Source organism: Mesorhizobium sp. M7A.F.Ca.MR.362.00.0.0 (assembly GCF_004023175.1).
Classification (GTDB): domain Bacteria; phylum Pseudomonadota; class Alphaproteobacteria; order Rhizobiales; family Rhizobiaceae; genus Mesorhizobium.
This window is the reverse complement of sequence record NZ_RZTF01000015.1, coordinates 14,609-27,953: the sequence shown is the minus strand read 5'-3', so window position 1 is coordinate 27,953 and position 13,345 is coordinate 14,609. Positions and strand designations below refer to the sequence as shown.

Here is a 13,345-nt window from a genome sequence, read left to right as displayed (position 1 = left end):
CTGAGTGCCCTGTCATGCAGCCTGCGCCGACGGGAGCTCGGCACGCGAATGGCGTGGTTGGCGGCCAAGCCCTGAGGTCAACAAGGACTTACAGAAAGCGGGGGTGAGTTTGCCGCGATGAATTATGACCTTCTCGCGACCGGACCTAGCATCGGCTTCCTCTCGCTCTCGATTGTAGCCGCGCTGTTCGTTGGATTTAACGTGGCAAGCGGTGAATTCGGAATCAGCCAGCCCTTCCAAGTTTCTGGCCATGACGGGGCGACTCGTGTGGATGTGCACCCACATCGGGCTCGGCATCGCACCATTGACCAGCATCTTGGGCTGCAGCTTCATCTCAAACAGCTTTCCTGGCTCGCCACGCAGCGCGACCGGTGCCTCCGGCGGCATCAATTCGTCGGCATTGCACAAATGTTCCAGGTATTTTTGCGCCGGAAATGCGTAGGTCTTCATGCAATCAGTCGTAATGCCGGCTTTTCCTTCATTCAATGCGTTGGCCTGTCCCAGCACCATGTTCAGCAACCCTTTGAGCTGGTCTGTGCGTTCGTGCACTTTGGGTAGCTGGGTGGAGGTGAGTAGCAGGCGTACATTACGCCCCTGCAACCCGGCGAGACAGGTTTGCATCTCAATGGCCTGGGCTCGCAGGTACTGGGCCACATCGTCCACGACCTTACCGGCCTCCTCAGGCTTCATCTGGCGCACTTGGGAGACGACGCTTTGCTGACCGGCCAGATCGAACTGCAAAAGTTCGTCCAATCGTTTGAGCCGCTCCGTCAATACCTCCATTGACAACGCGGCGCCCCCGATTGTCGAGCCTGCCCCCGACGAACTCGCAGCCACCTCTTGCGCTCTCACCTGTGTACTCGCAACTTGATCCGAGCGCGCGAGAACCTTGGCTGCTGGCACTGTGCCGGCGTTCGCAGCGACTGGTGTTGATGGCTGCCCGGCGGCAGAAGTCCCGGCGCGAGCTGCCGACTTATGCTTTGACTTCCCTTTCCTTCGCGCTGTAGTGCCTTCTGACACTGCAGCCGTACCAGCAGTGTCAGCCGGTATCGCAGCGCCTGCCCTGGCCGGCATCGCAGCGCCCGCCTGGGCCTGTGGCGCCATGATGGCTGACGGCGGAGACTGCAGGTTCAACAAGTGCATGGCATCGTGCGCAGTGATCCATGCATCGTCCACGATCCGTTCGAACAGTTTCAATGGGAGGCCGGCATCTGGGTAGGTATGGCTTAGCTTGGTATGCACCTCGTGCAACGCCAATCCAAAATCCGAAAGCCGCTCCATGATTTTTTCTACAACCGCGCAATCATGAGCGTTGAGTGTTTTGCCATCATCCATTATGCCCTTCGCCAAAGAGAGGGCGCGAAGAGCTTCTTGAGCGGCGCTTGCCATCAGCTGCACCACTCCATTTCGACCGACGAGGAGTTCCTTCAAATCTGGCTCGAACCTGCTCGCCCGCAGTTCAATCTTGGCCCGCGCAAGACCGATCCGCTCACGGACCAGCCAGATCCTGACACTCAGTACCGAGCCGGCACGCAGCCGCAGTGCGCACCGCTCGGCTTCCCGCATCACGGGCGTTCCACTGGATAGGCTAGCGGTGGCAGCGCAGGCGGATCGCTGCCGTTCGGAGCGCCATGCCTTTTTTTCCCACCACTTAATTGCCGCCGTATGGTGGTTCTCCACATTTAAAATCAACAGCTCCTGCCGGTCCGCCTGGGAGTAGGAGTAGAGTTTATCGACCATACCTGCCGCTTTCTTGGTCTTTTTGTCCAATTTCGTGATCGTCGACAGGCCAAGTTTGTCTACTTCATTCGCGGCGTCGCACACGATCTGGCAACATCTACGCACCTTGTCGTCTGGCATAATTGTCTGCGCCTCAGCCGCAGGCAGGCTAGCGCGGTACTCCAGAATTGCTGAGGCTGCATCGACGACCCCACTGATCAGCTCCACCGCCTCCTCGGGGACGTCGGTTTTCCTGGCCGCAGCCTCGCAATCAGTCAGTTGTTGAACAAGACTGTTCATTCTGAGCTGTGTCGGACTGATATCTTCATTTGACGATGAGCTGGTGCCTTCCACCTGCGCGGTTGATAGTTGGCTACCGACCGGCGCCATGGCTTCGCCCTCAGACATGGAGGGAGAACCGCGCCGCCTTGCGGCTGCGCCACGTGGCGCTACGGTTCCGCGTGGTGGCGCAGCGGCTCCACGTGGCGGTGTGTTCAGGATTTGATCTTCGCCAATCGAGGCGCCTGGCAGACTTTCGCGGGCATCGCCTGGACCGCGCGCAACTGGAAGGGAGGAGGGCCTCCTATCGGCGTCCCCAGAGCGCATCTGCTCCACAACGGAATCGAATGACTGTCCACCTTCTCCCGCAGCAAGACTTGATTGCGAAAGGGAACTGCTCGCCCGCCCCGCGCGGCTGGCTCCAGTTTCAGCCTGCGATTTCCGTGGTCGGCCAATGCCCTTCATATTGCGTCTCCGTAGTAGGCGAGAATGTGCTGCTATTGTGCTGGCGGCTGACGAGACCAGCGGCATCTTTCGGTTAACGTCACGGTCAGCCAGACCCGCGACGGCGTAATGTTCCCGCCAAAGTGCTTCTCAGTAGCAGGCCAAGATTGGCCCGAGCTCACAGGACTTTCGCAACGTTGCCATCGATGTCCTGAGATTATCAGCGCTTCAGTCCGCCGATTTCCAGGAACAGCGAATGAAATCAGACCAACTCGGCTAGCTCCCCTTCCTAGACACGTGCCTGACGATTTTATTGATGCGTCACTCCTCTCGTTCGCCACCGACAAAGTCACACATTTGCTTCAGAGAAGCGTGTGCGTTGCGTATCACGCGGACCATTTCGATCTATAGTTACAAAAAGTGTCGAGACGGGACCTTTGGATCCGAAGGTCAGGCACGGCCGGCCTAGATAGACCGCTTGGCTGACGATTAGCTGACGATGGGAGTTCTCACGAACAGGGCAAGAAAATCCGACCGCTTCAAGCTTTCGATATGGTGAGAAGAGGATCCGCACCGGCCTCCCAAAGCCGGCAGACCATCCCATGTTCGTACGGTCGCCGACCTTCTCGAAGCCAATGAGCTCACCGCGCCGGGCCGTGATGTGCAGGCGAGAGAATGGTGATGCAAAGACCGAGTTCCTGCTCGTTGCGTGCGCCCGTGGAGCCAGCAAGAATACGGTCATTGCGGTCATGCAGCACGTGGACCGTGTCTCCTGTTCGACACCACAGCATCGAGGATGCAAACGAGCTGCTGCGGCTGCCATTCGGTCGCGGCATGCGTGGACGGCGGGATTGGCCGAACAGCCGAGATCGTGGTCGACTGTTCGATGCGAGAGCAACATCCTGCAGAGCATACGTTTTTGCGCTGGCCGGTTTTTGTCAAAAGCCGTCAGGTTCTCGAAAGCTCCCGCCCTTAGCTTGATCGAGGCTAACCTTTAACACGTCGCCGCCAATGGCAAATGCCGGAGTACCTGATGATAGCAGCAATTGGGAGTGGAGTTGGCAACCTCGGGACTTCCTTGATCCGAAAGGGCCATGGGGATTCGAAATCCGAGCATTCTGGTGATGGCAAGCCGGCTGATGGCAATGATGGCAAGCCAGCTGGTGGGAATGATGGCAAGGCAGCTGGCGGGAACGATCGGGCGGATAACCGGACCGTTTCAAATGATCAACTTCAAGACAACTCACAGTCTGCAGCACAAAGTGAAGCCTTCCAAAGTATCCTGCGATCGTTCGCGTTCCAATTCGCGAACGATGCGATGGCTGAGGCCGATGAAGCTTTGGATGACACAGAAGATGCCTGACGCGGGAAATCCGGCGTGAGGTCATACAGGCCGTTATTGACGGCACAACTCCAACAGAAAAAGGAATGATCATGGCTGCAGTTGATAATAATAAAAAATCAGGCAATACCAATACCAGTAGCGCCGGCAATACCGATAAAACTAACAGTGGCACTCCCGGCAATACAAGCGGAGCTGATGCTACTGCTTTTCAGGCGCAAGTGCAGGAACTAACCAATGTTAGCTTGGAGGCGACGAAAAGGAGTGTCCAGTTGCGCACTCTAACGACCAATCTCCAGACCATCAAGAAGGCCGCCGACGAACGCGTTTCGTAATGTCGGAAGCGGGTTTTAGACTGCCCCCTAGCGCGTCTCCTTATTGACGCGACGTAGTCCCGAAATGAGCCGCATGGCAATTGCCATGCGGCTTCTATCCTGTTTGAGAGATGCTCTGTGGATGACGCCGTTTCCCTCCGTTTCGAAGTGCGTTCGGGGCACTATTGCGGTCTGACCGGCAAGACGGATCTTCAAAAGTGTTTAATCGGCAGCGGCTTCGATGCCGATTTGGTCTTTGTCGAGCAGGGACTGGCACCGCATCACCTTCGTGTAACTCTTCTTGGCAAGTCGATCGAACTGGAGGCGCTTGCACCCGGACTCAGTATCGAGGGCAACCGGAATATCGCCGCAGGCCAGTCCGTTGTTGTGCCCCTTCCTGTCGTCCTGCTCGTAGGCGAGATGTCCATTGCTTTGTCCGTGCAGGATGCAGAGCCGCCTGGTTCGACCGGCATACCGCGCCTACCGATCGGTGTGCTCGCCATGGTCATAATCAGCTCACTCGGGATCGGCGCGCTTTCAGGCACGATCTCCTATCTTGGCAATGCAAGTGGATCGAGCCCCAATTCACTTCGGGCTGAAGTCGCGTCCAGAACGATCAGTCACCGCGCTGACAATGAACTTACGGAGGCAGCGGCCCAAGAGCTGCAGGAGGAAGTCGATCGAGCGGGTCTTCTCGACGTCAAGATTGGGTCGGCAAAGGGTGTTGTGACCGCCGAAGGCACCGTCACGTCTGAATCGGTCATCAGTTGGCAGAAGCTTCAGCAATCGTTCGATCGTCGCACCAAGGGTACTCTAACACTGGTGAACGGAGTGCTCATCAAAGAGGAGAAGGCGCCATCCGCAATCGCGGTCGAAGCTGTGTGGCATGGGGTCCAACCATATATTGTCATCGACAGCGAGAAGTATTTTGTCGGCGCCATTTTGGCTGATGGATGGGTGGTCGAACGTATTGAGGACAGCCGTGTGCTGCTGAGCAGGAATGGCCGCATTGCTGCTCTCCAATATTGAAAGCTCGCAGGCCCCATCAAGCAGCACTCTATGGCCAGCCAAACATCCTGTCGCGCTCGGTGCTGACAAGCTGGCTGCGTTGGAAACATTTGCTGCCCAGCCATTTCGCGCCTGCTTGTGGCTCTCATGCAGGGTCACGCGCTGGCCAAGGCTGAGGCGCCTTCGGAGTTCGAAAGCCACGTTTCATGGCGTAACAGCAGAGTAAGTCTCAACCGATTGCAAAGGTGTCTCGATGGCCAACGTCCTGCGTGACTTCATCAAGCGTGCGCCGGCCAGCCCGGATTTAATGGTTGCGTTGATGCTGCTTCTGGCTGTCGCGATGATGGTCATGCCTATCCCGGTCGTGGTGGTCGACGCCCTGATAGGATTCAATATGGGGTTGGCCATACTGCTGATGATGGTTGCCCTGTATGTCAGTACTCCACTTGATTTTTCCTCTTTGCCCGGCGTTATTTTGATTTCCACTGTATTCCGTCTCGCGCTCACGGTCGCAACGACGCGACTGATCCTGGCCGAGGGGGAGGCCGGCAGCATTATTCATACTTTTGGCGATTTCGTCATTTCAGGCAATATCGTGGTGGGTTTCGTCATATTTCTGGTCGTCACCATGGTGCAATTCATGGTCCTCGCGAAGGGTGCCGAACGGGTGGCAGAAGTGGCGGCGCGTTTCACGCTGGATGCTCTGCCGGGCAAGCAAATGGCGGTCGACGCAGAGCTACGCAACGGCCACATCGATGCCAACGAATCCCGCCGGCGGCGCGCCGAATTGGAGAAGGAAAGCCAACTCTATGGCGCGATGGACGGCGCGATGAAATTTGTGAAGGGCGATTCCATCGCCGGGCTGGTGGTTATCTGCATCAACATGCTGGGTGGAATTTCGATCGGCCTGCTCTCCAAGGGCATGTCCTTCGGCGAGGTACTGCATCACTACACTCTGCTGACGATAGGCGATGCATTGATATCGCAGATTCCGGCCCTTCTGCTCTCCATTACTGCGGCGACCATCGTCACCCGTGTGACTGGGACGGCGAGGATCAACCTCGGTACAGAAATGGTCAGTCAGCTCACGGCCAGCACTCGAGCCTTGCGACTGGCGGCCGGCGTCCTGGTTGTAATGGGGTTCGTTCCTGGGTTTCCCCTCCCCGTCTTTCTGATGCTGGCCGCAGTGTTCGCTGCGGTAAGCATTGTCAAGGCTGATGTGCTGGGCGCCGGCACTGCCGATGCGAAAGGTGGAACTGCAGCGGAGCCTAAGCAAGCCGCGCCTGCGAAGGAATTCCCGATCGCATTTTTTCTAGCGCCAGATCTTATGCAGGCGGTCGATCAAGCCGAATTGCAAAAACATATTGGGCGCGTTTCGCTCCTGGTCACAGCCGATCTGGGCATTATCGTTCCTCGCATCCCTGTCTTGGTTGACGAGCAGCTGCCTGAATCGCAATTCCGAATTGATGTCGAGGGCGTGCCAGTCGAACAGGACGCCTTAGATCCAAACCAGATGGCGCTCCGAGCCGATGTAGCGCACGTCGACTCGAGCGGTGTCCCCCTTAGACGTGAGCCGAAAACGGACAGACTCCCGGTTGAACATACCCCTGCAAAGGCCCTTACGGGCGCCGGCACGGAGCATAGGGCTCCCGGCGAACTCCTCGCCTTGCGCGTCCATGCAGCGTTGACCCGCTACGCACCGCGATTGGTGGGCATCCAAGAGACCCGACATTTCCTGGGCCGAATGGAGCAGGAATATTCTGAGCTTGTGAAAGAGGTGCTACGCACGACGCCGATTCCTCGGATTGCCGATGTTCTGCGCCGCCTCCTGGAGGAAGGTATCCCAATCCGCCACACCCGTCTCGTGTTGGAGGCATTGGCCGAATGGAGCGAGCGTGAGCAGAACGTTGCCCTGCTGACGGAATATGTCCGTTCTGGTTTGAAGCGACAGATCTGCCACCGCCATGCCAACACGGAGGGCATCGTGTCCGCCCTGGTCGTCGAGCGCGAGAGCGAGGATGTGATGCGTGGCGCGGTTCGAGATTCGGATGCAGGCCCCTATCTCGCACTGGAGGATCGGCAAAGCGAAGCGATGCTATCACAGATACGTCAGGTCCTTTCGAACGCAGAACCGGGTCAAACCCGCCCTATTCTGTTGACGTCGATGGATGTCCGACGTTTCGTCCGCGGCTTTCTGACGCGAAACGGGGTTGATCTCGCCGTGCTGTCTTATCAAGACCTCGCCTCCGACTTTACAATTCGCCCCGCAGGATCCGTCACACTCCCGCACGGATCGAACAGCGGATTGTTAGAGTAGTCCCACCTTTCCTAACTGAACGCCACGCGCCTCCCCGATAACTGAGAGATAACATGAATAGTAATACAGTTTCTCCATCGCCTATGTTTCTGCGCCGGAACTCACTTCTTTTTGCCGTACTCGCCATTCTGCCTTTGGGCGGTTGCGCCAGCTGGCAAAAGCCGGCTCTTTCCGTGCAGGAGACATCTTCCCCCGAGTTGCTCAGCGCCGATCAAATCGATCCGGCTATGCGCGAACGCATTTTGCGCGAAGTTGGTCAGGATGTTCAAGAGCGGGCTTTGCGGGATGAGGTGAAGCAGCACCCGGACAATGTTGATGCGGCGATACGACTTACAAATGCCTTGGTGGGCCAGAAGCGCCCGCACGAAGCGGTTGAGGTGCTCGACAGCGTCTTGGTTGCAGCCCCAGGAAACGTACGTGCATTGAATGCGAAGGGCGTGATTTTGGACATTGAGGGGCGGCATGACGCGGCACAGGCCCTGTATCGGCGAGCTCTCGAAAACGAGCCAGGCAATCAGATGGTGCAGCATAACTTCAATCTGTCGCTTGCCTTTAACGGCAAGTCCGAACAACCAAGGTTAGCACGATCGCAATAGGTGGGCACAGTGCATGCGCAGCCTGTTCCCCGGCTCGAACACGCGCTCGGCTCCCATCATAGATGGCCCCCTGAAGAGAGCCATATCTATGCAAAACAGTTGCTCCAGATCTGGCCGGCAGAGATCGGCAGGAGAGCCGGATGACATCACGCGGCCACCCGCAAGGCCACCCGCCTCGCTTCGTTGCCAGAGCGCCCTCTCCCTCGCCGGTCACCGTCTCGCAATGCGGCGACCTGGCTTAAGGCGGTCGACCGAGCGCCCGATGCAGTAGCCATGAATACGTAACGCAGCGATGGACCCGCCGGATCGTGTCGCGCTTGTGCTGGCCGTCCCTGCCATTACAGCACGGTGATTGTAGCTGGATCATATTCTAGAGGCATCGATGGTGTGGATGCCTTCGATCCAAACAATCGATTTGTTGAATTCGTCCGCCTGAGGAAATTAGCTGCGGCGATCCGACTTCCGACGCCTGCAGGCGCAAAACCAACAGCGTGAGCGCTGCGGGTCCGGAGGCAGGCTGCAAAGTGCAATCACCAGCGCTGATAAGCGGCAAGTGAAGAATGTATCGCTCGGGCAACTCCTGTGTTGTGCACGGTTGCCCCGCGAGGTGAACTGTAGCAGCTTGGCAGCTCAGCGTTCACGAAAGGAGAAAAGATTTGGGGCCAAGCAAAGACCGGCTTTTTTGATTGTCTTGCTGTATCGCTATGGTGGGGCGGGCGCGACCGCTCCCATAATTCAATACGCTGCCTTTAGCGATGGACGATGACGGGATGCGTCGCCGAGACTTCAATGGTGGAGGAGCAGCGCACCCGTCGATCCATTTGCTTTCAGCGGCAACCGCCACTATGAAGCGACACTTCGCCCAACTGTGTTTCAAGCTGCCCGGAGAAGTTTATGACAGAAGAACCCCACAAGACCGACATCCTCATCGAGCTCACTGCCGATGTTGTATCAGCCTACGTCTCCAACAACCCCGTCCCGGCGGGGGAGCTTCCTGCCCTGATCGCCCAAGTGCACGGGGCTCTAAACGGCACGGCTGGACTCATACCGGCAGAAGAGCCTGTGCCTGTAAAAAAACCTGCTGTCCCGATCAAAAAGTCGATCGAACCGGACTACATCATTAGCCTTGAAGACGGCAAGAAATTCAAATCGCTAAAGCGCCATCTGGCGACGCACTATGGTCTGACCCCAGACGAATATCGCGCCAAATGGGGTCTGCCGTCGGATTATCCCATGGTGGCGCCGAATTACGCCGCTGCGCGCTCCGCCTTGGCCAAGACCATGGGACTCGGCCGCAAACCGAAAGAGCCGGAAGCCCCAGCCACGGCGCCGGCGAAACGGACCCGCAAGAAGGTCGCAGCCTAAATCCGTATCAACAGTCGTTCGGACGCGCAGCAGCCGTTGGCCCAATCTGCGCGGAATCAAAGGGCGGGGATGAGCCCCGCCTTTCCCGTCCAAGAGCCTCATTTCCAGAGTAATTCATGATGGCTCCAGCAATCCCTGCCGCGGCATTAACTTGCATGCTCCGGCCCGGGTTTCGAGCCGTCAATGCGTTCCGGCGATGACGAACCTTGCCAAGGCTTTCCCGGACCGTTAGCCAGCCTTGCTGAGGCTGCCTGCAGAGGACTTTCCCGTGCGGCGATCCTGTTCCACCTCGTAGTTGATCTTCTGGCCCTCATTAAGGGTCGACAGGCCCGCTCGTTCAACAGCGGAAATGTGGACAAAGACATCCTGACCGCCGTTGTCAGGCTGAATAAAACCAAAACCCTTCGTGCTGTTGAACCACTTCACCGTTCCAGTCGCCATATCCATTCCTTTGTAATAAGTCGCAACTTAGGCAGGCCATTCACGCCAGCCTGATTTGTACACGAGACTTTAGGCGCATCAAAATCGGAAAATTGCAAGGCCCACTCGATCGCCTGATCTCCAGCAGCAACTGCAACATATGCGAGGCGCGTGCCAGACGAGGCGTATGCCAGACGTTTCGTCGTGCGCTGTCGCTCGAACGTTGACAGAAACAATGACACACCTTGCAAACTCGGCACATCTTGTGGACGTGCTCGGGTCGCTTCTCGACTGCGATACCCGCTCCTGACCGGGTATCGTCGGCCAAAATGAGAGTTTTTGTCATGTGCCGCCAGACCGAAAGATCAGGCGCGCAGCGACCTGCACATTCAAACCGGAACCCGCGAACCTCGATTAGCTTCTGCCTGCTCCGAAGGGCGGTAGCCTGCTCTGAGGCGGGCCACTGTCGGGTTGAAAACCAACTGTCGGGTTCGGAACCCCAGATTGTCGGCAAGGTACGCGCCGCCCACTGGTTGGCCAAAGGGGCACTGGCTCCTGATCCTGCCGCCATGCTCGCCCGATCTCAACCCGATCAAGACAGGTCTGCTCAAAACTCAAGGCGCGGCTGCGGAAGAAGGCGGCCAAAACTTTCGACGCTCTCTGCGGAACTCTCGGCGATATCTGCCAGCTGTAGGAGCCAAATCAAAAACCATTAATTGCGACAGGTGATTTTATGACATTCATTGCGAAGAGGCCAGAATGAACAGCGGAAGAGAGTAGCAGCTCTCTGGTCGCGGCGAGGTGGATCGTCGACACGATCGGCACCTGGCCCGTGCGGGGATCGCACCGCAGCCAGCACCAGAGCCAGACCTTGACCGCTTGCCTTGCTCAGGCGCCACAACAACGAGTGGCTGGAAGCAGATCCACGTGAACTCAGCGATATCGATCAGACGATGCTTACCCTCATGAAAGCCGATCCCGACGCTGTCCAGCGCCGCGAAATCCTGACCAGCATATGGCGCATCGGATGCCACCGCCTGCACACTCACCATCGACATGCCGGAACTCGGAACCAAAGGCCGCAAGCCTCGCCGGCCTCGGCAAAATGGAGCGGCCGCGCCTTCATCCGGGGCGGCCGGGCCAATGTTCGCCAGGCCCTCTACATGCCCGGCCCTTCGCCCTGCGCTTCAACCCCGACCTCAAGGCAAAATACCAGGCGCTAAAGGCGGCAGGCAAACCCGCAAAGGTCATCATCTTGTTGCGAAAGCTCCTCATCCTAGCAAACGCTCTCCTCAAGGCGCAGCGAAAATGGCCCCTAAAACCCTTGACCGAAACGGATACCTTAGCCTTTCAGGTGAGGCGGGCCGAGATAGACCAACCGCGGGTTTAACTTCGCGAGTTTAAGCTGATTATGCCGATGCAACTCTAGCGCCTGCGCGACCGTTTTAGCTTCCATCAACAAGGCGGCAGGCTGGGAGGAAGTACCCTCCCCTGCCGCGAACAAGCTTTGGACAAAGCCCCACCTTGTCCGTAATGTGATCGGGAGGCCGGGGCGCGGCGGTGCTCAGCGGATGTGACGCGCGAGATCTGCGACCCTACCCATCAGCACTTCCATCGGTCCTCGCTGGAAGATGCGCAGCCAAAGCACCGCAAAAGTGCTGATAACCACAACGAAGCCAAAGAGCGTGGACAGGCTCTCGTCTTTGAAAATGTTTATCTTCATAAGATAGGCTATTCCCGCAATGTGCAGCACATAGGCCGTCAAAGACATCGAGCCGACTGCGATTATTGGCCAGACCAGCTTTCGCAGACGCGGGAGCGCATCCACAGCGAGCATGCAAGCCGCCAAGATGATCATTGCGCAACCGGTGCTGCCCACGATCGAAAGCGTCGTTTCGCTATGAGGTGCGGCTATCCATGACGACTTGACTATAAATGACGACTTGGAAGGCTCAAAAGCGCCGTCAACGTCAGACCACCACAAGGAGGTTTCAGTCAAAGCGCGGGAACTCAGCGCGAGCAAGGATCCCCCATGGCCCAACACGGCCAGCGCGACCCCCGCCAGACCAAGGCGCCAATGCGCTGCTAGCGTATTAAGATTAAGGCGCGCGATGGCCATGCCAGCGATGAGGAAAGGAACCCAGGTCACCGCGGGATAGTAGCCGTTGACCATGAGGTTGAAGACCGGGTCGAGGAGGTTGGGGGCAACCGACAGAAGGGAGGAACGGACTTGCGGGAGAACTAATGCCGTAGCGGCAGCGATCAAGCCCAGCTGATATGCGCTGAGCCGATGGAGCGGCAATACCAACAAGAAGCAAATTCCGTAGTATTCTAGGATGACTTCGACCTGGGTACCGAGGCAGCCCAGGATTGAGCCAAGCGCGAGCAAAACAAGGGCACGAATTGCGACTCTGGCGATGGCCTGTCTACCGGCTATCCCCGACTTCGGCGCCTTGCGACCTGTAATCAGGAGGATTGAAAAACCGGCCAATACGGCAAACAGGGCCGACGGCCGCCCATGGGTTAGTTCCATCAGAAACCCGACTAGTCCTCCTTCGCCGGGGTCGGGACCGAGATGGGCGGCATACATCCCGAAGACAGCCAGGCCCCGAGCGAGGTCGATGCCGACCAGCCGATCTACTACCGACCCATTCCTAGCGTCGGCAACCGGTGCCTTCATTACCATGGTAGATTCCCTTGTTGGGTGTGTGGATCGCGGGAGCCGCGATAGGAGAGCCGGTCGGCTGCTGCCGTCGCCTCGTGAAAGGGTTCAAAACATCGCGCCATCTGGCGCATCGAGCCGGCGACAGAGCTGTTCAGCCATTAGCCTGGGGTAAGAACAACAGATCGGCTCACAAAGCCTGTGTCACGGACCTGAAAAGTGGTGTCGCGGAACCGTCGTTTTTTGCATGATGGCTAAGCCGAGAGATCCACTGCACCGACGAGAGACTCAGCGACGTTAGATATCCGATCAGTACGCCGCGGCTCCGCCGGTGACGATCACCCCGGGTGTCAAGGCCAGGGCGTAAACCTGCCATAATCTGTGGTAGTGCGCCCGCGACCAATCCGTTCGACAAAGCTCGGCGCATGGTCGAGCCAATCATATTCTTCCATGTGGCTGTTGCCTGAAAAACCGAAGACGCCGTTCGCTGGTCCAGCTCCAGACCTCGGCCTGCGTCGGTCATTAGAACCGGCGCGCCTGTTTCCCAAATCAATTTGCTGATGCAGCCGCCGGGGGTCACATTGAGCAAAAGTGCCGAGTTCAGGACGGGTTTCATAGGGGCTCTTCGTTTGGCTTTGTTAACGACCCCTTTCTTGCAAGTTGTAGCTGACAGCAGCCTGAAAGCTCCCCAAATAATTCGCTGCCGCCGGTTCAGCCTATTGTCAGCTTCGACCAATAAGATGGGAGCCTTGCCCTCATACCGGAGCTCGGCAGCATGATGCGAATACTGCTCACTGAAGACGATAAGGACCTTGGAAGTGCTATGCACGATCATTTGGTGGCTGGTGGCCACGCGGTCGACTGGGCCAAGAACCTGTC

At 57.7% G+C, this 13,345-nt stretch carries 9 protein-coding genes and 1 pseudogene; 7 read left to right on the top strand and 3 right to left on the bottom strand.

Going from position 1 to position 13,345, the window contains the following annotated elements:
• Positions 1-12: 12 nt before the first annotated feature.
• Positions 13-2,127 carry a hypothetical protein gene (locus tag EOC06_RS04065; RefSeq protein WP_245456831.1) on the bottom strand — a complete coding sequence of 705 codons (2,115 nt, stop codon included), beginning with the start codon at positions 2,125-2,127 and terminating at the stop codon, positions 13-15.
• Between the two features lie 1,348 nt (positions 2,128-3,475).
• Between EOC06_RS04065 and EOC06_RS04060 the strand changes: the two genes are divergently transcribed.
• From EOC06_RS04060 to EOC06_RS04035, 6 genes are all read left to right on the top strand, one after another.
• Positions 3,476-3,805 carry a hypothetical protein gene (locus EOC06_RS04060; protein ID WP_081714433.1) on the top strand — a complete coding sequence of 110 codons (330 nt, stop codon included), beginning with the start codon at positions 3,476-3,478 and terminating at the stop codon, positions 3,803-3,805.
• 71 nt (positions 3,806-3,876) lie between these two features.
• Positions 3,877-4,119: a nodulation protein NopA gene (locus EOC06_RS41640; protein WP_224570034.1), complete on the top strand. Its 243-nt coding sequence runs from the start codon at positions 3,877-3,879 to the stop codon at positions 4,117-4,119.
• A 117-nt stretch (positions 4,120-4,236) separates the two neighbouring features.
• Positions 4,237-5,127 (top strand): hypothetical protein, encoded by an 891-nt coding sequence (locus tag EOC06_RS04050; RefSeq protein ID WP_024505382.1) that lies wholly within the window; start codon positions 4,237-4,239, stop codon positions 5,125-5,127.
• Between the two features lie 232 nt (positions 5,128-5,359).
• Positions 5,360-7,423 carry a type III secretion system export apparatus subunit SctV gene (gene sctV, locus EOC06_RS04045; RefSeq protein WP_063169272.1) on the top strand — a complete coding sequence of 688 codons (2,064 nt, stop codon included), beginning with the start codon at positions 5,360-5,362 and terminating at the stop codon, positions 7,421-7,423.
• Positions 7,424-7,476: 53 nt separating this feature from the next.
• Entirely contained in the window at positions 7,477-8,019 is a 543-nt protein-coding gene (locus EOC06_RS04040; protein WP_082826568.1) for a tetratricopeptide repeat protein, read from the top strand.
• An 894-nt stretch (positions 8,020-8,913) separates the two neighbouring features.
• On the top strand, positions 8,914-9,384 hold the full coding sequence (locus EOC06_RS04035) for a MucR family transcriptional regulator (RefSeq protein WP_024505385.1): 471 nt from the start codon (positions 8,914-8,916) through the stop codon (positions 9,382-9,384).
• 228 nt (positions 9,385-9,612) lie between these two features.
• Here the strand turns inward: EOC06_RS04035 and EOC06_RS04030 are convergent, their stop codons facing one another.
• Together EOC06_RS04030 and EOC06_RS04025 are read right to left on the bottom strand one after the other, a co-directional pair.
• Positions 9,613-9,825 carry a cold-shock protein gene (locus EOC06_RS04030; RefSeq protein WP_008874821.1) on the bottom strand — a complete coding sequence of 71 codons (213 nt, stop codon included), beginning with the start codon at positions 9,823-9,825 and terminating at the stop codon, positions 9,613-9,615.
• Positions 9,826-11,368: 1,543 nt separating this feature from the next.
• Entirely contained in the window at positions 11,369-12,490 is a 1,122-nt protein-coding gene (locus EOC06_RS04025; RefSeq protein WP_063169274.1) for a DUF418 domain-containing protein, read from the bottom strand.
• Between the two features lie 754 nt (positions 12,491-13,244).
• On the opposite strand from EOC06_RS04025, the pseudogene EOC06_RS41635 reads away from it, so the two are divergent.
• Positions 13,245-13,345: pseudogene (locus EOC06_RS41635) on the top strand (DNA-binding response regulator); the annotation flags it as partial.

Excerpts from the sequence above, each read along its gene's own strand:
- EOC06_RS04025 (WP_063169274.1), bottom strand. The coding sequence starts at position 12,490 with ATGGTAATGAAGGCACCGGTTGCCGACGCTAGGAATGGGTCGGTAGTA.
- sctV (WP_063169272.1), top strand. The coding sequence starts at position 5,360 with ATGGCCAACGTCCTGCGTGACTTCATCAAGCGTGCGCCGGCCAGCCCG.
- EOC06_RS41640 (WP_224570034.1), top strand. The coding sequence starts at position 3,877 with ATGGCTGCAGTTGATAATAATAAAAAATCAGGCAATACCAATACCAGT.
- EOC06_RS04060 (WP_081714433.1), top strand. The coding sequence starts at position 3,476 with ATGATAGCAGCAATTGGGAGTGGAGTTGGCAACCTCGGGACTTCCTTG.
- EOC06_RS04035 (WP_024505385.1), top strand. The coding sequence starts at position 8,914 with ATGACAGAAGAACCCCACAAGACCGACATCCTCATCGAGCTCACTGCC.
- EOC06_RS04065 (WP_245456831.1), bottom strand. The coding sequence starts at position 2,127 with ATGTCTGAGGGCGAAGCCATGGCGCCGGTCGGTAGCCAACTATCAACC.
- EOC06_RS04040 (WP_082826568.1), top strand. The coding sequence starts at position 7,477 with ATGAATAGTAATACAGTTTCTCCATCGCCTATGTTTCTGCGCCGGAAC.
- EOC06_RS04030 (WP_008874821.1), bottom strand. The coding sequence starts at position 9,825 with ATGGCGACTGGAACGGTGAAGTGGTTCAACAGCACGAAGGGTTTTGGT.